20 protein-coding genes are annotated in these 20,499 nt (G+C 61.1%); 8 read left to right on the top strand and 12 right to left on the bottom strand.

Features of this window, described 5'->3' with window-relative positions; genetic code table 11:
• Positions 1-6 precede the first annotated feature (6 nt).
• The 4 genes from HWX91_RS23190 to HWX91_RS23205 are packed head-to-tail and all read left to right on the top strand — an operon-like array spanning position 7 to position 3,312.
• Positions 7-1,203 (top strand): acyl-CoA dehydrogenase family protein, encoded by a 1,197-nt coding sequence (locus HWX91_RS23190; RefSeq protein ID WP_028196957.1) that lies wholly within the window; start codon positions 7-9, stop codon positions 1,201-1,203.
• A gap of 10 nt (positions 1,204-1,213) precedes the next feature.
• The gene (locus HWX91_RS23195; protein ID WP_028196958.1) at positions 1,214-2,341 is read left to right on the top strand and encodes an acyl-CoA dehydrogenase family protein; all 1,128 of its coding nucleotides are present in this window, start codon (positions 1,214-1,216) and stop codon (positions 2,339-2,341) included.
• Positions 2,342-2,377: 36 nt separating this feature from the next.
• Positions 2,378-2,836: a MaoC family dehydratase gene (locus tag HWX91_RS23200; protein WP_028196959.1), complete on the top strand. Its 459-nt coding sequence runs from the start codon at positions 2,378-2,380 to the stop codon at positions 2,834-2,836.
• Positions 2,833-3,312 (top strand): MaoC family dehydratase, encoded by a 480-nt coding sequence (locus HWX91_RS23205; RefSeq protein ID WP_028196960.1) that lies wholly within the window; start codon positions 2,833-2,835, stop codon positions 3,310-3,312. Before HWX91_RS23200 ends, HWX91_RS23205 begins: the two co-directional genes overlap by 4 nt.
• Before the next feature lie 154 nt (positions 3,313-3,466).
• On the opposite strand, the gene HWX91_RS23210 is transcribed toward HWX91_RS23205, so the two are convergent.
• The 6 genes from HWX91_RS23210 to HWX91_RS23235 form a co-directional block, all read right to left on the bottom strand.
• Positions 3,467-4,168 carry a glutathione binding-like protein gene (locus HWX91_RS23210; RefSeq protein ID WP_028196961.1) on the bottom strand — a complete coding sequence of 234 codons (702 nt, stop codon included), beginning with the start codon at positions 4,166-4,168 and terminating at the stop codon, positions 3,467-3,469.
• A 135-nt stretch (positions 4,169-4,303) separates the two neighbouring features.
• On the bottom strand, positions 4,304-5,563 hold the full coding sequence (locus HWX91_RS23215) for an acyl-CoA dehydrogenase family protein (RefSeq protein ID WP_028196962.1): 1,260 nt from the start codon (positions 5,561-5,563) through the stop codon (positions 4,304-4,306).
• Positions 5,564-5,625: 62 nt separating this feature from the next.
• Positions 5,626-6,732 carry a phosphotransferase gene (locus tag HWX91_RS23220; RefSeq protein WP_028196963.1) on the bottom strand — a complete coding sequence of 369 codons (1,107 nt, stop codon included), beginning with the start codon at positions 6,730-6,732 and terminating at the stop codon, positions 5,626-5,628.
• 20 nt (positions 6,733-6,752) lie between these two features.
• Positions 6,753-7,469: a histidine phosphatase family protein gene (locus HWX91_RS23225; protein ID WP_028196964.1), complete on the bottom strand. Its 717-nt coding sequence runs from the start codon at positions 7,467-7,469 to the stop codon at positions 6,753-6,755.
• A 31-nt stretch (positions 7,470-7,500) separates the two neighbouring features.
• Positions 7,501-8,289, bottom strand: a complete 789-nt coding sequence (locus tag HWX91_RS23230) for an oxepin-CoA hydrolase, alternative type (protein ID WP_028196965.1) — start codon at positions 8,287-8,289, stop codon at positions 7,501-7,503.
• Complete coding sequence (locus HWX91_RS23235; protein WP_028196966.1) at positions 8,286-9,842, bottom strand: 3-hydroxyacyl-CoA dehydrogenase; 1,557 nt, start codon at positions 9,840-9,842, stop codon at positions 8,286-8,288. The genes HWX91_RS23230 and HWX91_RS23235 overlap by 4 nt, the downstream gene beginning before the upstream one ends.
• Positions 9,843-9,968: 126 nt before the next feature.
• Between HWX91_RS23235 and HWX91_RS23240 the strand changes: the two genes are divergently transcribed.
• A complete protein-coding gene (locus tag HWX91_RS23240; RefSeq protein WP_028196967.1) occupies positions 9,969-10,616 on the top strand; it encodes a glutathione S-transferase family protein in 648 nt (215 codons plus the stop codon).
• Positions 10,617-10,731: 115 nt separating this feature from the next.
• On the opposite strand, the gene HWX91_RS23245 is transcribed toward HWX91_RS23240, so the two are convergent.
• Positions 10,732-11,904, bottom strand: coding sequence for a pyridoxal phosphate-dependent aminotransferase (locus HWX91_RS23245; RefSeq protein WP_028196968.1), 1,173 nt, complete (start codon positions 11,902-11,904; stop codon positions 10,732-10,734).
• 135 nt (positions 11,905-12,039) lie between these two features.
• Positions 12,040-12,522 carry a putative toxin-antitoxin system toxin component, PIN family gene (locus HWX91_RS23250; protein WP_028196969.1) on the bottom strand — a complete coding sequence of 161 codons (483 nt, stop codon included), beginning with the start codon at positions 12,520-12,522 and terminating at the stop codon, positions 12,040-12,042.
• Between the two features lie 58 nt (positions 12,523-12,580).
• Between HWX91_RS23250 and yaaA the strand changes: the two genes are divergently transcribed.
• Both yaaA and HWX91_RS23260 read left to right on the top strand, forming a co-directional pair.
• On the top strand, positions 12,581-13,363 hold the full coding sequence (gene yaaA / locus HWX91_RS23255; protein WP_025648043.1) for a peroxide stress protein YaaA: 783 nt from the start codon (positions 12,581-12,583) through the stop codon (positions 13,361-13,363).
• 34 nt (positions 13,364-13,397) lie between these two features.
• Entirely contained in the window at positions 13,398-14,552 is a 1,155-nt protein-coding gene (locus HWX91_RS23260) for a M14 family metallopeptidase (RefSeq protein WP_028196970.1), read from the top strand.
• 118 nt (positions 14,553-14,670) lie between these two features.
• Here HWX91_RS23260 and HWX91_RS23265 read toward each other — a convergent pair whose 3' ends face one another.
• From HWX91_RS23265 to HWX91_RS23280, 4 genes are all read right to left on the bottom strand, one after another.
• Positions 14,671-15,345 carry a BspC domain-containing protein gene (locus HWX91_RS23265; RefSeq protein ID WP_028196971.1) on the bottom strand — a complete coding sequence of 225 codons (675 nt, stop codon included), beginning with the start codon at positions 15,343-15,345 and terminating at the stop codon, positions 14,671-14,673.
• Between the two features lie 167 nt (positions 15,346-15,512).
• Positions 15,513-16,187 carry an energy-coupling factor ABC transporter permease gene (locus tag HWX91_RS23270; protein ID WP_025648076.1) on the bottom strand — a complete coding sequence of 225 codons (675 nt, stop codon included), beginning with the start codon at positions 16,185-16,187 and terminating at the stop codon, positions 15,513-15,515.
• 112 nt (positions 16,188-16,299) lie between these two features.
• Positions 16,300-17,175, bottom strand: a complete 876-nt coding sequence (locus HWX91_RS23275) for a LuxR C-terminal-related transcriptional regulator (protein WP_028196972.1) — start codon at positions 17,173-17,175, stop codon at positions 16,300-16,302.
• A gap of 216 nt (positions 17,176-17,391) precedes the next feature.
• Positions 17,392-18,606 (bottom strand): DUF2863 family protein, encoded by a 1,215-nt coding sequence (locus tag HWX91_RS23280; protein ID WP_028196973.1) that lies wholly within the window; start codon positions 18,604-18,606, stop codon positions 17,392-17,394.
• A gap of 271 nt (positions 18,607-18,877) precedes the next feature.
• On the opposite strand from HWX91_RS23280, the gene HWX91_RS23285 reads away from it, so the two are divergent.
• Entirely contained in the window at positions 18,878-19,999 is a 1,122-nt protein-coding gene (locus HWX91_RS23285) for an AI-2E family transporter (RefSeq protein ID WP_028196974.1), read from the top strand.
• Positions 20,000-20,499 lie beyond the last annotated feature (500 nt).

A 20,499-nucleotide genomic window follows, 5' to 3' on the forward strand; every position in this document is an offset into this window, starting at 1 on the left:
CTACGCATGAATCTGGACTATTCCCCCGCTGACGACGCGTTCCGCGCCGACATCCGCGCCTGGCTCGAAGCGAATCTGCCTCGCGAGCTGAGCGACAAAGTACTCAACCACAAGCGTCTGAACCGCGAAGACTTCGCAAGCTGGCACAAGCTGCTCGGCACGCGCGGCTGGTCGGTCGTCGCGTGGCCGAAAGAATACGGCGGCCCGGGCTGGGACGCGACCCAGCGGCATATCTGGGACGAAGAGTGTGCGCGTATCGGTGCGCCGTCCGTGCTGCCGTTCGGTGTCTCGATGGTTGCGCCGGTGTTGATGAAGTACGGCAACGAGGCGCAGAAACGCCACTATCTGCCGCGCATTCTCGACGGTACGGACTGGTGGTGCCAAGGGTACTCCGAACCGGGCTCCGGGTCCGACCTGGCCTCGCTGCGCACACGTGCCGAGCGCGTTGGCGATCACTATGTGGTCAATGGTCAGAAGACCTGGACCACGCTGGGCCAGTACGCCGACATGATGTTCTGCCTCGTGCGCACTGACAGCGGTGCGAAAAAGCAGGAAGGCATCTCGTTCCTGCTGATCGACATGAAGACGCCCGGTATTACGGTGCGTCCGATCATCACGCTCGACGAAGACCACGAAGTCAACGAAGTCTTCTTCGAAGACGTGAAGGTGCCGGTCGACAATCTGGTCGGTGAAGAAAATCGTGGCTGGACCTATGCGAAGTACCTGCTCGGGCACGAGCGCACGGGCATTGCGCGCGTCGGGCAATCGAAACGCGAACTCGTATTCCTGAAGCGCCTCGCGCTGGATCAGAAGAAGAACGGCAAGCCGCTGCTGCAAGACCCTGTGTTCGCCGCGAAAGTCGCGAACCTCGAGATCGAACTGATGGCGCTTGAAGTCACCGTGCAACGTGTGGTCGCCAATGAAACGGGGGGGCGTGGGCCGGGACCGGAAGCCTCCATGCTCAAGATCAAGGGCACGGAAGTGCAGCAGGCGCTAACCGAACTGATGTTCGAAGCCATTGGACCACTTGCCGCACCGTTCGACGTGCCTTTCCTCGAAGGTGAGCGCGAGCATAGCCTCGCCGGCGATGATGACGCCGCGCCGCTGGCCGCGTACTACTTCAACTTCCGCAAGACGTCGATTTATGGCGGCTCGAATGAAATTCAAAAGAACATCATCGCGCAGATGATTCTGGGACTTTGAGGAGCGGCGCATGGACTTCACTTTTAACGACGAACAACAGCAATTTGCTGACGCGCTGCGCCGCTACCTTGATAAGAGCTACGGGTTCGAGGCGCGTCAGGCGATCGTGCAATCGGAGACCGGTGTGTCGGACGCGCATTGGGCGGCCTTCACCGAATTGGGGCTGACCGCGTTGCCGGTGCCGGAAGCGCAAGGTGGCTTTAACGGCAGTCCGATCGATATGCTGGTGGTGATGCAGGAGCTCGGTCGCGCTGTGGTGGTCGAGCCGTATTGGGCGACTGCGGTGGGTGTCGAAGCACTGCGGCTGTCAGGTAGCGGGCAGGGCGAAGACGCATCGCTGCTCGAACGCGCGGCCCAGGGCGAGATCAAGCTCGCGGTGGCATTTCACGAACCGCATGCACGCTACGACCTGTTCGAAGTCGAGAGCGCCGCGAGCGGTGAGGGCGATCGGCAGACGTTGAGCGGCACCAAATCGGTGGTGTTGCACGGCGCGCAGGCAGATTACTGGATCGTGCCGGCCCGGTTCAATGGCGAGATTGCGCTCTTTGTCGTCGCCCGCGATGCGGCCGGCGTCAAAATCACTGACTATCGCACCATCGACGGTCAGCGTGCCGCTACGCTCAGGTTCGAGGGGACGCCTGCACGCCGGCTCACGGGCAAGCACGCAGGTGCCGCGGCGCTCGAGCATATCGCGGATTACGGGACGGTGCTGTTGTGTGCGGAAGCGGTTGGCGCGCTCGATGCGCTGAACCATGCAACGGTCGAGTACACCAAAACACGCCAGCAGTTCGGTCAGCCGATTGCGCGTTTTCAGGCGTTGCAGCATCGCATGGTCGAGATGCTGATTCACGCCGAGCAGGCGCGTTCGGTCACTTATCTTGCGGCGGTGCGCTATACCAGCGCAGATGCTGACGAACGTCGCCGTGCGGTTTCCGCTGCCAAAGTACGCGTCGGTCAGGCGGCCCGTTTCGTGGGGCAGCAGGCCGTCCAGTTGCACGGCGGCATGGGCGTCACGAACGAAGTCGCAGCGGCACATCTGTTCAAACGCCTTGCTATCATCGAAACCACATTGGGCGATGTCGATCACCATCTTGCGCGGTTCGCTGCGCTGCCCGGTTTTGTCACTGCCGAAGCTTGATCAGCCGGTCGAATCGGATGGGAAGGAGGTGTGGCGATGGGTTTGAGTTTCGAGGACATGGTAGTCGGTACGACTACCGAAATCGGCAAGCACACGTTCACGCGTGAAGAGATTGTCGAGTTCGCGGAGAAGTTCGATCCACAACCGTTTCACGTGGACGATGCCGCCGCTGCGGAGTCGCCGTTTCGCGGCCTGGTCGCAAGCGGCTGGCACACCTGTTCGGTCATGATGGGCATGCTGGTGCGTAACGCGATCGCGGGTTCCACGTCGATGGGTTCGCCCGGTATCGACGAGATCCGCTGGTTGAAGCCGGTGCGCGTCGGCGACACGATCACGATGACGAACGCCGTGCTCGACAAGCGTGTTTCGGAGAGCAAACCGGACCGCGGCATCGTGTCGACGCAGTGGGAAGGCATCAATCAGCGCGGTGAAACGGTGATTACCGTGCGCTCCAAAGGCTTGTTTGGATTGCGCAATCCGGGAGCTGCGTCGTGACGGGCAGCAGCGCGGCGGCTGCCGCGACGTTCGGCGACGCAGCGGGTTTGCGTGCGCTGATTGGCGCCGAGCCGCTCGTCAGCGACTGGATAACGGTCGATCAGGCGAGCGTCGATCGCTTCGCCGAGGCGACCGGCGATCATCAATGGATTCATGTCGACCCCGAGCGGGCGCGGCGTGAGTCGCCGTTTGGTGGTCCGGTCGCGCATGGGTTCATGACGCTGTCGTTGATTCCGGCGTTGCTTGGCAAGACGGTGGCGCTCGAGCAGCGCATGGGCGTCAATTACGGATTGAATCGTGTACGATTCACGTCGCCGGTACTGGTCGGCTCGCAGCTGCGTGCACGGTTTGCCGTGGAATCCGTCACTGACGTCGACAACGCAGGCGTGCAGGTTGAATGGAATGTGACGCTGGAGCGGCAGGGCAGCGAGCGGCCGGTATGTGTCGCGGAGTTCATCACGCGGCACTACTTCTAGGCGTTCATAGCCGGCAGGTTGGCAAAAAGCGCGAGCGGTAGTATTGCCGCTTCGCGCTTTTTTATATCTATGCTTCCAGGGATGGCGATGCCGCAGTTGCATGCGTCTCATCGTCAAACCCAAAGAGCGCCGGTGCTATATACCGGCAGCGCGACTACCGTTTGGCGTACTGCGTCGCGCCGAACAGCATCTCTTTGGCTTTGTCATCCATGAGTGGCTTACGGGCCGACGCGAGCACTTCGACGCCGCGCACCACCGCCGGACGTGCGGCAATTTCTTCGTGCCACCGCTTCACATTTGCAAACGCATCCAGTTCGATACCCTGGTTCTGCCACGAGCGTGTCCAGGGAAATGCCGCGATGTCGGCGATCGTGTAGTCATTGCCGGCCAGGTACCGCGTCTTGCCGAGTTGCGTATCCATCACGCCATAAAGACGCCGCGTTTCGTTCGTGTAGCGATTGATCGCGTACTCGATCGGTTCCGGCGCGTAGATGCGGAAATGATGCGTTTGCCCGAGCATCGGACCGATACCGCCCATCTGGAACATCAGCCATTGCAGCGTCGCATAGCGTGCAGCCGGATCGGCGGGCAGAAACTTGCCGGTTTTCTCCGCGAGGTAAACCAGAATCGCGCCTGATTCGAATAGCGCGAACGGTTTGCCGTCGGCATCTTTAGGACCCTCGGAATCGGTGATCGCCGGAATCTTGTTGTTCGGGCTAATCGCGAGGAATTCGGGTTTGAACTGGTCGCCCGCCCCGATATCGATGCCATGCGCCGTGTACGCGAGGCCCGTTTCCTCGAGCATGATGTGAACTTTATGGCCGTTCGGGGTTGCCCAGCTATAGACATCGATCATCCTGGCTCCTTCGTTTCGTGAAAGCGGCGCCGCAAAGGGCGCCGCAATTGACAAAAATTAGAGCACAGATCGAGCGATGCTGCTGGCGGCGCCCTCATGTGCCGGGCCCGGACACGCCCTCAAGCGATCAAACGCTCAAACCCGGGTAACCGGCATCTCCACGCGAGCCGCAGCGCCAGCATCCATATAGCGCGCCAGCTCGAGCTTTGCGATCGCGTTGCGGTGCACTTCGTCTGGCCCATCGGCGAAGCGTAACGTCCGCGCGGATGCATACGCATACGCCAGAGGAAAATCGTCGCTGACACCGCCGCCGCCGTGCGCCTGAATTGCCCAGTCGATCACCTGGCATGCCATATTCGGTGCGACCACCTTGATCATGGCGATCTCGCCACGCGCGCCCTTGTTGCCGACCGTATCCATCATATACGCGGTTTTTAGCGTCAGCAGCCGTGCCTGTTCGATCATGCAACGCGCTTCGGCCAGACGTTCCTGCGTGACGCCTTGCGCCGCAACCGGCTTGCCGAAAGCGACGCGTTGAATCGAACGTTTCGCCATGAGTTCGAGCGCGCGCTCGGCGAGACCGATCAAACGCATGCAGTGGTGGATGCGTCCCGGGCCGAGGCGGCCTTGAGCGATTTCGAAGCCGCGCCCTTCGCCGAGCAGCATGTTGCTGGCCGGCACGCGCACGTTCTGCAGCGTGATTTCCATGTGACCGTGCGGCGCGTCGTCGTAGCCGAACACGGTGAGAGGGCGGTGCACGGTGATGCCGGTAGCATCGGCGGGGACCAGGATCATCGACTGCTGCGAATGGCGCGGCGCCTCGGGATCGGTCTTGCCCATCACGATGTAGACCTTGCAGCGCGGATCTCCGGCACCGGATGACCACCACTTGTGGCCGTTGATCACGTAGGTGTCGCCATCGCGCACGATGCTTGTCTGGATATTGGTCGCGTCCGACGACGCCACTTCCGGCTCGGTCATCAGAAATGCCGAGCGGATGTGCCCTTGCAACAGCGGTTCGAGCCACTCGCGCTTGTTGTCGTCGCTGCCGTAGCGCTCGATCGTTTCCATGTTGCCGGTGTCGGGCGCGTTGCAGTTGAACACTTCCGGCGCCCAGGGCACGCGGCCCATGATCTCGCAAAGCGGCGCGTACTCGAGATTCGTCAAACCGGCCCCGCGCACTGATTCAGGCAGGAACAGATTCCACAAGCCGGCGTCGCGTGCCTTCTGTTTCAGTTCCTCGATCAGTTCGGTCGGCAGCCATGCGTTGCCGTTCTGACGATTACGCGCGATCTCGGCGTAGAAGGCCTGTTCGTTCGGATAGATGTGCTCGTCGAAGAAGGCGAGCAATTTCTCGCGCAGCGCCTGAACCTTCGGGGTGTAATCGAAATTCATGTATGACCTCGCGGATGACGAACGACGTTTGTTCAGGAGCGCAATCAGAAGCGCCGGGTTGCTTAACGTACTTTCTGGGCGTAGCGCCAGGCGAGTTCGGCCATCGGCTTCGCCCGGCGGCCGGCATCGAGCGCCTGAGCGCTGGCTGCAGTGCCGTCGACCACGCGTTTCATGATGCCTTGCAGGATGGCGGCGATGCGGAACATGTTGTACGCCAGATAGAAATTCCAGTCGCCGTGGATCTCGAAGCCCGTGCGCTTGCAGTAGCGCTCGACATATTGCGCTTCGTCGGGAATGCCAAGCGCAGTCCAGTCGAGACCCGCAATGCCGCGAAACTGCGCCGGGTCGACGTGCCACGCCATGCAGTGGTAGGCGAAGTCGGCGAGTGGGTCCCCGAGCGTGGACAGTTCCCAGTCGAGTACAGCCAATACGCGCGGCTCGGTGGGATGGAAGATCAGGTTGTCGAGCCGGTAGTCGCCGTGCACGACCGAGGCGCGCTCGCTCGTTTCCGCCGGCATATGCTGTGGCAGCCATTCGATCAGACGCTGCATCGCGTCGATCGGCTCGGTTTCGGAGGCGACGTACTGTTTGCTCCAGCGGCCGATCTGGCGTGCGAAGTAATTGCCCGGTTTGCCGTAGTCGGCAAGACCGATTGCCGTGACGTCGACGCTATGCAGCGCGGCAATCACACGATTCATTTCGTCGTAGATCGCTGTGCGCTCCACAGGCGTCATGCCCGGTAAAGACTGGTCCCACAGCACGCGGCCTTCGACAAACTCCATTACGTAGAACGCTCGGCCGATCACACTTTCGTCCTCGCACAGCGCGAGCATGTTGGCGACCGGCACCCCTGTGCCGGCCAGCGCATGCATCACGCGATATTCGCGTTCGACGGCGTGCGCCGAGGGCAGTAATTTCGCGGCCGGCCCGGGCTTCGCGCGCATCACATACGAGCGCGACGGCGTGACGAGTTTGAAGGTGGGATTCGACTGGCCGCCGGCAAATTGCTCCAGGGTGAGCGGTCCGGAAAATCCATCGACATGCTGGGTTAGCCACGCGGCGAGCGCGTCGCTGTCGAAGCGTTGCCGCTCATTGACCGGACGCGTGCCCTCGAAAGCCGAATAATCCGGTTTGTGTTCTGGTTCGCCGGTCTGTGTGGCTTGCACCATATGTCTCCTCCAGTTCGGGTTCAGCTACGCCGGTATTGAATGAATTGTGCGTAGAGCATTTCCATCGTGGTATTGCGAACGTCGCGATGAAGCGGCGACGGCGGTGAATAGTTGATTGTGCGCAGCACCCAGTCGCGTGGCGCGGCGCCGACATCGAGCGCGTTGATGCAACCGGTGGCCTGCGCCAGATGACCAAAAAAAGTGCGGCCGCCTGCAGTGAGCGCATGCGACAGAATTGCGCGATTCACTCCGCCGTGCAGCACCAGCAGTACGCTGTCCCACGATGTGTCCTCGCGTAGCGCCGACACTGCGGGCAACACGCGGTCGAACAATTCACCGATGGTTTCGCCGTCGAGAAAGCGGGTGCTTTCTGGCACGATGCCGTCGAACGCGCCGAGAAATGCTGCTTCGATATCCTGCGGTGGAATGTTGCTTAGCTTGCCACCGCGAATTTCCTGCAGCGCGGGTTCGATATCGAGCTCGATCTGCTGACCGGTCTCGGCCAGCACCCGTTGCGCGGTTTCGACCGTGCGCGGCAAACCGCTCACGATCACCCGGTCGAAGCGGATTTGCTGCGCGGCGAAAGCACGGCCGGCGGCGCTTGCCTGCTCGCGGCCGTTCGCGTTCAACGGCACGGTTTCAGGATCGATCGCACGGCCGGAGTCGTCGAAGTAGGTCACGTCGCCGTGACGCATGAGGAAGATGCGGCGGCGTTTGGGGAGTTGGAAGACAGGCATTGTCTCTTCGTTCACTTAGGTTCGCTCGCGTTCATTTGTAGACCGGCGCACGTTTTTCGAGGAATGCGGAGATCCCTTCGAGTCCGTCGCGATGGTGCAGTGACGCAACGAAGTTGTCGCGTTCGGCGACCAGATGTTCAGCCAGCGGCTGCGCGCCGGCCGCGCCGATGAGCGCCTTGATGCGCGCGATCGAATTCGGCGAAATCTTGCCGAGTTCGTCGGCCCAGGCGACAGCGGTGTCGCGTGCGGAGCCGGCCTTCGCCAGTTTGTTGACGACGCCGAGATCGTGCAGACGTGCGGCGCCAATCGGTTTGCCTTCGATCAGCACTTCGGTCACCAACTGGCGCGGCAACGCGTGTGCGAGAAACCACGAACCGCCGCCATCGGGTGTGAGACCCACGCGCGCGTACGACATCACAAATTTGGCGTCTTCCGCGGCAACGATCAGATCGCACGCGAGCGCGAGCGAAAATCCCGCGCCGGCTGCGGCTCCGTCAACGGCGGCAATCACCGGTTTCGACGATAAACGCAGCGCCGAAATCCATTCGCCGAGCAGGTCGATGCTCTCCGCCTGCACCGACGGATCTTTCGCGCGATTTTCCAGCAGGCGGTTCAGATTGCCGCCGGCGCAGAAGAAATTGTCCGCGCCGTTAATCACGACCGCGCGTATGGACGGATCGCGCTCCACTGATTCAAGCGCTTCGATGCCTGCGGCATACATGTCGGGATGCAGCGCATTGCGCGCGCCGGGGTTCGACAGCGTGAGGACTAACGTCGATTCGCTTTCGGTAGGGCGCGAGGTCAGCAGTTCGGCGCTCATTGTTGGGTCTCCGTTTGAGTATCGGCAGCATCGCGTTGTGTCAGCGACAGGCCAAGTTGTGCCCGCCGTGCAAGCCAGGGCGACGGACGATAGCGTGGATCGCCGAGCACGCTGTGGATATTGCGCAAGATCGTGAGGATCGTGTTCGCGCCGAGCGCATCGCCGAGCGCGAGCGGTCCGCGCGGGTAGCCGAGGCCGAGTGTCACGGCGAGGTCGATGTCCTCCGGCGTCGCGATCTGTTTTTGCGCGATGTCGCAGCCGATGTTGACGATGGTCGCCACGACACGTTGCGCGACGAAGCCGGTCGAATCGCGGATTACGGTGACGGGAACGCCGTCGGCAGCAAAGAGCGCGTGCGCGGCGTCGCGCGCGGCCCGACTGGTGGCCGGTGTTGTCATCAGTGTGCGGCGCGGCGCTATGGCCAGCGGGAATAGGGTATCGATAGCGACAACGCGCGTTGCATCGAGTGCTTCTTCGACGGCGGCGGTGGTCGCGTCATGACCGAACGGCGTTACGACGATCAGCGAGTCCGCTGCGGGCGTGGCGCCTTCGTCGAGCTTGACGCCGGCCTTGGCGATGAGTTGCACGACGGCGGCATGCGCTTGCGGATAGCGCTTGCTGACCCACACGCTATGCGGCAGTTCAGTCGGCGCGGACGCTTCCGCGGGCACTTGCTGCTTGCCGTCTTCATAGCGGTAAAAGCCTTCGCCCGTTTTACGGCCGATCAGTCCGCCCGCGAGCCGCGTGCCCGTGATTGGCGAGGGGGTGAAACGCGGCTCCTCATAGAACTGGTGATAGATCGATTCCATCACCGGATGCGAAACGTCGAGCGCGGTCAGATCGAGCAGTTCGAACGGGCCGAGGCGAAAGCCTGCCTGCTCGCGCATGATTCGGTCGATGTCGGCGAAACTCGCCACGCCTTCGCCGGCCACCCGCAAACCCTCGGTATTCATGCCGCGGCCGGCGTGATTGACAATGAAACCGGGCATATCTTTCGCGCGCACCGGCGTGTGCCCCATGCGGCGCGCAAGATCCATCAGCGCGTCGCCCACGGCAGGATCGCTGCGCAGGCCGTCGATTACCTCGACGACTTTCATCAATGGAACCGGATTGAAGAAGTGATAGCCGGCTACCCGCGACGGATTCGTGCAACCCGCGGCAATTGCCGTAATCGACAGCGATGAAGTGTTCGACGCCAGCACGCACCGGCCGCTCACCACTGTTTCGAGCTCGCGGAAGAGGGCCTGCTTCACATCGAGTTTTTCGACGATCGCCTCGACGATCAGATCGCAATCGGCCAGATCGCCGATAACCTGCGCGCCGCTCACGTTCGCGAGCGCGGCGAGCGAGCGGGCCTGGTCGAGCTTGCCTTTGGCGGTTAATTTGGCGAAAGTCTCGGCAAGGTAGTCGCGCGCGGCGCCGATCGCGACGGGATTCGTGTCGTAAAGACGCACGGTGAGACCCGCCAGCGCGGCAATCTGAGCGATGCCGCGGCCCATTGCACCGGTTCCGACAATGCCGATAGTCTCGATGCTGAAATTGCGAGAGGTCATTGTGTTGCTCGACTCCATGGTTATTTTAGAATAGCACGATCGTGCAATTTACTGGATGATTGATCGAAGGCCGCTGCGTTGATTTTGACGGGCGGTCTCAAACAAACTTAAGAAAGGGGACACCCGATGATCAAGCTGTGCGGTTTCGCGCTCTCTAACTATTACAACAAGGTGAAGTTCGTGCTCCTCGAACACGGCATTCCGTTCGAAGAAGTGTTCGTGAAGCCGAGCCAGGAAGAGGCGATGCTCGAGCATTCTCCGCTCGGCAAGGTGCCCTATATTCAGACTGAACAGGGCGATCTGTGCGAATCGCAAGCCATTGTCGAATATCTGGCCGCGCGTTTTCCCGACAAGGCGATTTTCTCCGCTGACCCATGGGAAGCGGCCAAGGAGCGCGAGTTGATCACGTTCGTGGATGTGCATCTCGAACTGACCGTACGCAACCTCTATAAAGAAGCGTTCTTCGGCGGGACCGTGACCGACGCGACCAAAGGGCGTGTCGAGAAGCTGCTCGTGCATCACATCGCCGGCTTCAAGCGGATCGCGAAATTCGCGCCTTATTTGCGCGGCGAGCGTTTCAGTGTCGCCGACGCAGCAGGGTATGTGAGCCTGCCGCTGGTCGGTATGGCGACGCAGATCGTCTATGGTCGCGATTTCCTGCTCGACGCTGGCGTGGACTGGAAAAGCTATGTGAAGGCGATCAACTCCCGGCCGGCCGCGCAGCGCGTGAGCGAGGACCGTAAAGCGGCTGTCGCGGCCTCGCGCCCGGCGTGAAGCGAGGCGATGGCCGCGCGGCGGGCGACACGAACCTGCGCGTGCAACGCACGCGTGAACTGCTGCGCGCGATGGCGAGGAACGTGGCTTCGTTCGCAGCATCGCGCAGGGCACTCTAGAGCCGCACCAGCCGGTCTAGCGCGGTGGCGAGGGTGGCTTCCTGCTTCGCAAAGCAGAAGCGCACCACGCCCGATTCGTGTGCCTCGTGATAGAACGCCGACACTGGAATCGCCGCGACACCGATTTCGCCGGTCAGCCATTGCGCGAATTCGGCTTCGGGAAGATCGCTGATCGCCGAATAATCGACGCACTGAAAGTAGGTGCCTGTGCAAGGCAGCAGCTTGAAGCGTGAATTCGCCAGGCCGGCGCGGAAGAAGTCGCGTTTCTTCTGATAAAACGCGGGTAGGTCCAGATACGGTGCCGGATCCTTCATGTAGTCCGCGAGGCCGACCTGCATCGGCGTGTTGACCGTGAACACGTTGAACTGATGCACTTTGCGAAATTCAGCGGTGAGCGCGGCGGGCGCGGCGACGTAGCCGACTTTCCAGCCGGTGACGTGATAGGTCTTGCCGAAGCTCGACACGACGAAGCTGCGCTGCGCCAGTTCCGGATAGCGCGCCACGCTTTCGTGCGGTGCGCCGTCGTACACCATGTGTTCATACACTTCATCGGAGAGAATCAGCACGTTGGTGCCGCGCACGATTTCTTCGAGCTTGCGCATGTCTTCCGCACGCCAGACCGTACCGGTCGGATTGTGCGGCGTGTTGATCAGCAGGAGGCGCGTTTTCGGCGTAATCGCGGCGGCGAGCTTGTCAAACGGGATCGCGTAGTCGGGCGCTTCGAGCGTAACGAATACCGGCTTGCCGCCGGCCAGTTCGATCGACGGCACGTAGCTGTCATAGTTCGGCTCGATCACGATCACTTCGTCGCCCGGATGCACGGTGCAGAGAATCGCGGTTAGCAGCGCCTGGGTGGCGCCCGCCGTCACGGTGATCTCGCTCGTGGCGTCGTAGCAGCGGCCGTACAGGCTCGCGATCTTGTCCGAAATCGCCTGACGCAGCGGCGCGGCGCCGGCCATCGGCGGATATTGATTGTGGCCGTCGCGCATGGCGTTCGCCACTGCGTCGACAATGCGGGGATCGCAGCCGAAATCGGGAAAACCCTGGCCGAGGTTCACCGCGCCTTTTTCGGCGGCGAGCGCGCTCATCACGGTGAAAATCGTTGTGCCGACGTTCGGCAGACGAGACGGAAACGAGGGACTCATGGGCGTGTCGTGCGGTGCATTCATGGCGCTGTCCGGAGCGTGGTCGAGTGAGTAGGCGAGTGAACGGAGGGCGTCGTTTGAAAAGGACGAAGCCTGATTGTAGGGAATCGCGGCGCTACGTGCGCGCGTTCGCCTCATTGTTGGCCATCCGGCCAGGGGTCATAGGTACGCCGGCCCGACTGCCATACACGCGCTGACGAACGGTGCCGGCTGTGCAATCTGGAAACCGAAGTCGCGTGCAATCCGCTTGGCGAGTTTCAGTACCGCGCGGTCTTTCGACACCAGCCAGTCGGCCTGCGCGGCGTGCGCGAGTTCGAGGAATTTCTGGTCGTCGCGGTCTTTGCATTTGGGCAATGGCCTGGCATCTTCCGCAGGGGCGGCGGGTTCGACCAACTGCGCAAGGCGTGCAACGACGGCCAGCGCCGCCGCTTTGTCGACATTGCGATGCACGAATTGCGGATAGTCGAGCACGTAGGTAAGCTCGGCGAGGCAGCGCGCGTCGATCAGCGCGGCTAGCGCGCCGCTTTCGAGCGCGGCGCGGATCGGCCGCGTGTGCGGATCGTCGAACACGAGAATATCGATCCAGACATTGGAATCGAGGACGACGCGCAAAGCGCCGTGTGAGGCATGGGAACCGGGCATTCGTTACAATCTGGCTTTCGTCTTTGACCGCCAGGCACGGCGTGCCTGCAAGGCCTCTATGATAATCGTTCTGTCACCGGCGAAATCGCTTGACTACGAAACCCCTGCGCATGTCAAAAAGCACACGATCCCCGATTTCGTCGACGATGCGGCCGAATTGATTGGCGGATTGCGCCTTTTGTCGCCGCAGCAAATCGGTTCGTTGATGAGTATTTCGGATCAGCTCGCCCACCTCAATTTTCAGCGTTACGCAGACTGGTCGCGCAGTTTCGGCACGCACAACGCCAAGCAGGCCGTGCTCGCGTTCAACGGCGATGTGTATGAAGGCTTCAACGCCAGGACCTTGTCGTCGGCCGATCTGGATTACGCGCAGAATCACGTGCGGGTGCTTTCCGGCCTGTATGGGCTGCTGCGCCCGCTCGATCTGCTGCAACCGTACCGCCTCGAAATGGGTACGCGGTTTGCCAATACGCGCGGCAAGGATCTGTACGCGTTCTGGGGCGAACGGATCACGCAGGCTTTGAATGCGCAACTGAAGAAGCGCGCTGCCGCTTCACGCGTGCTGGTCAACTGCGCTTCCGGTGAGTACTTCAAGTCGGTCAAACCCAAGGTGCTCGAAGCGCCGATCGTCACCCCCGTGTTTGAAGACTGGAAGGGCGGCCGCTACAAGATCATCAGTTTCCACGCCAAGCGCGCGCGGGGCCTGATGGCGCGCTACGCGGTCGAAAACCGTCTCGACAGGCCCGACCAGTTGAAGGATTTCGACGCCGAAGGCTACGCGTTCAACGCCGAGGCCTCGAACGATTCCACCTACGTATTTCGTCGCCGTATCGCCGACTAGGCGATTGCGGCGTGCACAAGCAGGGAAGAACATCATGACGTTATCGATTACGAGCAACTTCGACGCGGGCGCGATCGAAGTGCTGGCCTGCGAAGACGCCGGCAACATTCGTCTGCGCGTGCGGCCCGACAGTCACGCCGAGTTCGCGCAGTGGTTTTATTTCCGTTTGTCCGGCGCGGCCGGCGAGCGCTGCGTGATGACCTTCGAGAATGCCGCGGCATGCGCTTTCGCCGAAGGCTGGCGCGACTACCAGGCGGTGGCAAGCTATGACCGGGTAAACTGGTTCCGTGTGCCGACCTCTTACGATGGCCGTGTGTTGACGATCGACCATACGCCGGATTTCGACCGCGTCTATTACGCGTATTTCGAGCCGTATAGCGAGGAGCGTCATTCGGAGTTTCTCGGTGCGATCCAGCAGATGCCGCAGGCCACGCTGACGGAGTTGGGCAAGACCGTCGAAGGTCGGCCGATGTCTTTGCTGACGCTTGGCACACCGCAAACCGGCGACACGCCGAAAAAGAAAATCTGGCTGATCGCGCGCCAGCATCCTGGCGAGACGATGGCCGAGTGGTTTATCGAGGGTCTCGTCAAGCGGCTCGCCGGTTGGGGCGATTGGGCGGGCGACCCGGTGGCGCGCAAGCTCTACGATCACGCGGTGTTCTACATCGTGCCGAATATGAATCCGGACGGCAGCGTGCACGGCAATCTGCGCACCAACGCGACCGGTGCGAACCTGAACCGCGAATGGATGGAGCCGGACGCCGCGCGTAGTCCGGAGGTGCTGGTGGTGCGTGACGCGATTCACGCGACCGGTTGCGATCTCTTTTTCGATATCCACGGCGACGAGGCGCTGCCGTACGTCTTCGTAGCCGGCTCCGAAATGCTGCCCGGTTTCACGGAGCGGCAGGGAGAAGAGCAGAAAGCGTTCATTGAAGCATTCAAGCATGCGAGTCCGGATTTCCAGGACAAGTACGGCTATGCTGCGAGCAAGTATCGTGAAGACGCGCTCAAACTGGCTTCAAAGTACATCGGCAACGAATTCGGTTGTTTGTCGTTGACGCTGGAGATGCCGTTCAAGGACAACGCCAACTTGCCGGACGAGCGGGTGGGCTGGAATGGCGAGCGTAGCGCGTCGCTGGGCGCCGCCATGCTGCAGGCGATTTTGCGGCACGTAGAGACGTTTGCCTGAACGGACACCGTATAAAAACGGGGCACACACTTCTAAAGTGTGTGCCCCGTTTTTTTTGGGGGTATGACACGCGGCGCAGGTTATTGAAACGGCCGTAGGTCATGCTCGCTATTGAGTCTTATTGAGACTTTTTCGCCGGGGACTTCTTTGCGGTCGATTTGCTTGAAGACTTGCCAGAAGATTTGCTGGAAGTTGCTCGCGAAGATTTCCCCGAGCTTGCCTTGGACGTCTTTCCGGTCGCTTTTTTGGTGGTTTTGCCGCTGGCGGCGTGCTTGCCCTTCACGCTCTTATGCTTGCCGGAGGACGCTCGCGATCCGCCAGAGCCGGAGCTATGCGCCCGGGCGGGCGGCACCGGATCGTTCCAGCTGAACGCGAGCATCTGTGAACCGACGTAGCCGCAGCGGAATTTGAGATCGGCTGGATCGCCACCGCTCTGGGGAATGCCGAGGCCCTCGACGGTAACGATGTTATCTACCTTGACGCGCTGCTTGCCCTCGTCGAACGAATCGTTCCAGGGGGTGACCGACGCATGCGCGCTGTCGAAGGAACTGGGCGGAAATTCGACATGGTCGAAAGCGGTCGATGTACTTGCAACGAAGTTGCCATGAGCGGCGCAATCCGCAACAAGCGGATCCGCATGCATGTCATTGACAAATTTGTTGACGAGATCGTTGTGCTGTTCGAGTTGATCGGCGTATGCGGGAGCAGTGCAAATGAGCGAGAGACTCGCTGCAAATGTTGCTAACCGGCCGACCAACCGCAGCAATCGGCGCGGTACGTTGGTGCGATCCATCTAGTTCGTTAGACGCTAATGAGACATGAGGCACGTAAGATGCCTGGCGAGAGGGATGAGTTCAATCCTGACACAAATATTTTGTCCTGTCGTGGTGCGTGAACTCAGGCGCCATGTGGGCCGAGATGGCCGATTGTCACGGATAGGTGCTTGATGCCGCACCCGTGTCAGGTGCGTGGGCCACCCAATCGATATCGGCGTACATCATAAGTAGTAACCCACGCGGGTCGGTAGACCGCGATCAACGCCGTCGACATGCCCGTGAACCATGCCTCGCCGATGGCCAGCAGAAGCACGCTGAACGCGTAGCCAGCCGGCACTACGGTCATCGAACCGTCGGCGAGCGCGATGTGGATGCCGAGTGCGGCGGCCGCCGTGAACGATACGGCAATGGCGGGTGAGACAAAACCCTGGCCGAAGATAAACATGAAGAGGTTACGCGGCAGCCACGCGATGCTGGCGCGCTGGATCAAGGTCGAAATGCCGACAGGCAGCGCACCGAACACGAGAAAAGTCACTGCTATGCCCTGCCAGGGAGCGTCGAAGACGACGGCGGCAAGACCGGTGACTATTGCCATGGCGATCAGCGCGAGTCCCCAGTCGAACAACGTGACGACCAGCGTGGCCCCGAGCAGATGCATGACCGTGCCGTCGTCGAGCCAGGCGTTGCTCGCCCACAGCACCGACACGGCGACAATGATCGCGAGCCAGACATGCTGGAGTGTGCCGTCTTGAAGTCGTTTGAAAGGATTTTTCCACAGCGCGAGCGCGACCACTATCGCAGTGGCGATCCAGCCACCGACAGCGACCCAGAACGGAAGCGGTGTGTAGAGGAAACCCATGTATCTCATATTACTCGTTGGACGAGAAAAGGTGTGAGCGGATTCCATGCCAGCCGGCATGAACGCTGCCAGAAAGTGCGTGTTCCGATTCTGGTGCGCGCGCCGGCTGACGTCATGCCGGACCTTGCGTAGCCTGTTCCGATGCCGGTCCGGCGGGCGCGTCGCCGTATGGCGTGTTCGGTTCGGCTGCCATTGGCAGCGCGCCCGCCGTGTCGTTCGCGGGCAACGGATACTGGAAACGCCGTGACGTACGGCGCCGCAACGGCACCACGCCAGCTTGCCCCATGACCGGACGAACCGGACCTTCGTGATCGTTGCGCAGTACTTGCAAATGAGCCGACAGCCAGCCGTTGTAAAGCGCGACCGCGGCGGCGCGGTTAGGCGCTCCGAGTTGCTGGAATATGCTGGTCAGGTGGATCTTGACGGTGCCCTCACTGATACCGAGCGTGCGCGCGATCATCTTGTTGGTGCTGCCCATGTGGACGCAGCGCATGATCTGCTGCTGGCGGGGCGACAGACCGGTGGAAAGTCTGCTCCGGCGCGGTGGTGGATTTTTTTCGTCGAATGGCCGGATGGCGGAATCCGGCGGCAGCGGAGGGTTGAGTGCCAACGCTCCCGGCGGCACATAGTGACCGCCCAGCAGAACCATCTCTAAAGCGCGCACGATCAGGCACGGGTCGGTTTCGCGCGGAATCACGCCGAGCACACCTTCGTCCATGAGGTTTCGCACGACGGCTGGAGAGGCGTCGTCGGTCAGCACGGCAATGCGCAGGTCCGGGTAATGGCTGAGCAGATGACGGGCATCGTCAACCGACATCCAGTCCTGCCAATCGATCACGAGCAGGTCGGGCAGCAGGCGCTTGAGGGTACGTTCAACCTGACGCCAATCCTGTGCTTCGTTAAAGCGGGCCAACCGATCGATTTGCCGCAGTAGTGCCTTGAGTCCGTCGCGTCGTTCCGCGTCTGAGTTGAGTATTGAGAATCGCATGCCATGTCTCCAGATGAATCGGACGAGGTGGCGCGATGCGTGCGGGCCGGCGGGGTGCCGGGAGCATGACGATGCGCCACCGCCACCATGATGACAAATTCCCTTCGTTTTGACGGCCTGTCCAAAAGGCATAGGAGGAATGACATAAAAAAGCCCCGCGCTCGGCGGGGCTTCTTGATGTCGACGCCGCGGCGCAGTGACGCCGGCACCTGTTAATCAGTGGAAATGCGGTTGCGCGGGCTCCGCGTCCTCCGGCATTTCAGCATGGACGATTTCGCCGAGCGGGTCGGCATAGAGGGGGACACCGCAGTCATCGCAATATTCCGGCTCGAAGCGGCCCGCGTGACGGCGCACGTCTGTCACGCCGGTTTCCTTGAGCAAGGCGACGATTTCTTCGAGCGGGTCGTCTGATGCGGCCGTCTCTTGCGGTTCTTCATCAATGCCGGGCTCGCCATTTTCGCGGCCATAAAGTGGCCACACGACGCCGTAGATCACATCATTGCTGCCCTTGCGTGTGAAGCCGACGCGATATTCGTCGATCCGGCGCTCGCCGAAGCCTGCGACAACCGCGCGCAACTCCTGTGGGGCCGTGCCGATTGTGTCGAACAGATAACGCACAGCGGTACGTACCGTGTGAGGGCGCACGCTTTCGTCCGCGTCGCGGCAGGCTGAATAGTAGGCATCCGGCAGCAGGCACTCGAATTCACATCCGGGCAGCACCAGCGACAGATTGGCGCCGCCTTGCGTCGCCCATTGTTCGAGGCATTGACCGCGCTCGATCCGGCTGCCGTTCTCCTCCTCCTGCCAGCGAAATGCTGGCTCGCCTACCGGCGCCGCGACGACGGCCAGCAGAAAACGCGGGTCGGCGAGGATTGGCGAGGTTTCCGGCAGTTCACCAAAATTAAGTTTGACGTTGCCGCCGGCCATAGCTGCCTGAGCGAGCTGCTGGGCAATACGCCAGGTTTCGACGTGGTGACGCGGCAGTTGGTCGATGCTGTAAAGGAACGGCACCATGGCGACACGCGTATTGGCCGCGAGCACGTGCGCCTGCAGATGCGCGCGCAACGCATCGGCCGCGTCCGTTTTGAGCGGGCCGGAAGGAATCATGTAACGAGTCCAGGCCAGCACCGGCGCAGCAATCAGCAGCGCCTCATAAGGAACACCTTCGTGTTCGAGGACGAACGACTCGCTGTGCGTTTCCGCCATGTCGGCGAGTGCGCCGTAAGCATCAGGATGATTCTGCTGCAGATGATCGAGCGCGGCGTCCAGCGTTGTCTGGTTGGCGTTGCGGATGATCTTGGCCAGCAACACATCGAGCTTCGCTTCCCAGAAGCGATCCTCGGTGCGGCTGCCCGACGCGAAAAGCGCGAGCGAAAGACCGACAAGCTTGTCGGCATCGGGGGGGAGACGTTTGGCGATTCGCGAGCGCATAAATCCAGAATTTGGGGGGCACAGAACCTTATATTCTAGTCTTTTCTATGCCGCCATATTATTTAGCTGACTATGCGGGATGGATTGGGACCTTCTCGCCTTGAAAATAAGGCTGTGGCGAGCGCTGTCAGATGCGTTGCATGGCATCCTGGCCGGATGATATAAGACATGCCCGGGAGCGGGACTCGCTTCTATACTGACTGCGGTCAGTGGGCGCCTGGCAGGTGCATGTCTACTCGTCGCTGTGGTCTGGCGCAACAGGAGATTCATAGTGAAATCGGACCAACTGATTGAGCGTCTCGCCGCAGTGTTCGCGTTGATCATACTGGTGGGCGGCTCGCTGCTGGTGCTTGCGCCTTTTACGACTGCGCTGCTGTGGGGCGCCATCCTCAGTTATAGCTCGTGGGGCTTGTACCGGCGGCTCACTGCGGCGGTTGGTGGGCGGCGGAAGCTGGCCGCGACATTGATCGTGCTCATCATTCTGGTTGTGGTGCTTGGCCCGTTTGTGTATGCAGGCTTTGCTTTCGGTGCGCACGTGCATGAGATCGTCGCGGTAGTACAGCGGCTCTTTGAGGCTGGCTTGCCGGATCTGCCGCCGTGGGTGGGGAGAATTCCGCTGGTCGGTTCGAACATCGAGGCGTTTTGGGCGAATGTAACAAGTAGCAACTCCGAACTGATCGCGCAAATGCGTGCGCTTGCGGCGCCGGCCGGTAAGTGGATCCTGGCGGCTGCGATCGCTGTTACGCACGGTCTGGGATTGCTGGCGCTGAGTATCGTGCTCGCGTTTTTCTTTTATACCGGCGGGGAGGGCGCGGCGGCCTGGTTGCGGGCGGGCATGCGGCGTATTGCCGGCGAACGCGCCGATTATCTGTTGACACTGGCTGGCAGCACGGTGAAGGGCGTGGTCTACGGAATCCTCGGCACTGCGCTTGTGCAAGGCATTCTTGCCGGATTCGGATGCTGGATTGCGGGCGTCCCGGCACCGGCGCTGCTTGGGCTGGCGACATTCTTTCTGTCAGTCATACCCGGTGGCCCGGTAATCGTCTGGTTGCCCGCGGCGATCTGGTTGTATCACGGCGGCGCAACGGGTTGGGCAATCTTTCTGGTTGTGTGGGGCGTGCTGGTTGTCGGCATGTCCGACAATGTCATCAAGCCGATTTTGATCGGCAAGAGTAGCGACATGCCGCTGATCCTGGTGATGCTGGGTATCCTGGGCGGTGCGTTTGCTTTTGGTTTCCTTGGTGTTTTCATCGGCCCAACGTTGCTGGCGGTTGCCTATACCGTGCTGCACGATTGGACGATCGGCGCCCCGGCGGCGCACGTCCCGATGTCCGACGTGGAAGTGCCAGTTGTCGATAAGCCCGAGGCACATGGAAAAGGCGCTCTGAAATAAATTCCAGATAACGCTTGCAAGGCGGGGTCCGGCTCGCTAGAATCTCGCTCTTTCGTGCTCCGGACGCCGGGGCACGGGAAGCGGGAGAGCCAGTCGTGGCAAGGCTTTGCGCGACGTGAGCGGGTTCAGGAAGTGATAAAAACCTGTTGACGATGTAGCGAAAGTTCTTCATAATCTCGTTTCTCTGCTGCTGATGCAGCGACGCAGAACGAAGCGGTGCCGGTGGTTGCGCAGGTGGGCAGCGCGGTGCGGATTCGGTAGTGAATGCGGACTCGATCTTTAAAAATTAACAGCCGATAAGTGTGGGCGCTTGATGCGCGACGCGCGGTGGACTCCCCGGAGTCTGCCGGAAGCGAAAGTATCAAGTCTCACACGAGTATTAAAGGAAGGTTTTCCTGCTGGGGTGGATTCACACCGGCAGGTTAATCATTCGTCAGTACGTTGAGTGAGCGACCGGTTTCGAAAGAGACCGAAAAACAGTAACAGGTTTGAACTGAAGA

The organism is Paraburkholderia fungorum (assembly GCF_902833645.1).
GTDB lineage: Bacteria > Pseudomonadota > Gammaproteobacteria > Burkholderiales > Burkholderiaceae > Paraburkholderia > Paraburkholderia fungorum.

Bases quoted from the DNA above. Each gene is read 5' to 3' on its own strand.
- yaaA (WP_025648043.1), top strand. From the start codon at position 12,581: ATGATAATCGTTCTGTCACCGGCGAAATCGCTTGACTACGAAACCCCT.
- HWX91_RS23200 (WP_028196959.1), top strand. From the start codon at position 2,378: ATGGGTTTGAGTTTCGAGGACATGGTAGTCGGTACGACTACCGAAATC.
- HWX91_RS23230 (WP_028196965.1), bottom strand. From the start codon at position 8,289: ATGAGCGCCGAACTGCTGACCTCGCGCCCTACCGAAAGCGAATCGACG.
- HWX91_RS23190 (WP_028196957.1), top strand. From the start codon at position 7: ATGAATCTGGACTATTCCCCCGCTGACGACGCGTTCCGCGCCGACATC.
- HWX91_RS23225 (WP_028196964.1), bottom strand. From the start codon at position 7,469: ATGCCTGTCTTCCAACTCCCCAAACGCCGCCGCATCTTCCTCATGCGT.
- HWX91_RS23250 (WP_028196969.1), bottom strand. From the start codon at position 12,522: ATGCCCGGTTCCCATGCCTCACACGGCGCTTTGCGCGTCGTCCTCGAT.
- HWX91_RS23275 (WP_028196972.1), bottom strand. From the start codon at position 17,175: ATGCGATTCTCAATACTCAACTCAGACGCGGAACGACGCGACGGACTC.
- HWX91_RS23245 (WP_028196968.1), bottom strand. From the start codon at position 11,904: ATGAATGCACCGCACGACACGCCCATGAGTCCCTCGTTTCCGTCTCGT.
- HWX91_RS23260 (WP_028196970.1), top strand. From the start codon at position 13,398: ATGACGTTATCGATTACGAGCAACTTCGACGCGGGCGCGATCGAAGTG.
- HWX91_RS23280 (WP_028196973.1), bottom strand. From the start codon at position 18,606: ATGCGCTCGCGAATCGCCAAACGTCTCCCCCCCGATGCCGACAAGCTT.
- HWX91_RS23235 (WP_028196966.1), bottom strand. From the start codon at position 9,842: ATGACCTCTCGCAATTTCAGCATCGAGACTATCGGCATTGTCGGAACC.
- HWX91_RS23195 (WP_028196958.1), top strand. From the start codon at position 1,214: ATGGACTTCACTTTTAACGACGAACAACAGCAATTTGCTGACGCGCTG.
- HWX91_RS23210 (WP_028196961.1), bottom strand. From the start codon at position 4,168: ATGATCGATGTCTATAGCTGGGCAACCCCGAACGGCCATAAAGTTCAC.
- HWX91_RS23240 (WP_028196967.1), top strand. From the start codon at position 9,969: ATGATCAAGCTGTGCGGTTTCGCGCTCTCTAACTATTACAACAAGGTG.
- HWX91_RS23265 (WP_028196971.1), bottom strand. From the start codon at position 15,345: ATGGATCGCACCAACGTACCGCGCCGATTGCTGCGGTTGGTCGGCCGG.
- HWX91_RS23220 (WP_028196963.1), bottom strand. From the start codon at position 6,732: ATGGTGCAAGCCACACAGACCGGCGAACCAGAACACAAACCGGATTAT.
- HWX91_RS23215 (WP_028196962.1), bottom strand. From the start codon at position 5,563: ATGAATTTCGATTACACCCCGAAGGTTCAGGCGCTGCGCGAGAAATTG.
- HWX91_RS23270 (WP_025648076.1), bottom strand. From the start codon at position 16,187: ATGGGTTTCCTCTACACACCGCTTCCGTTCTGGGTCGCTGTCGGTGGC.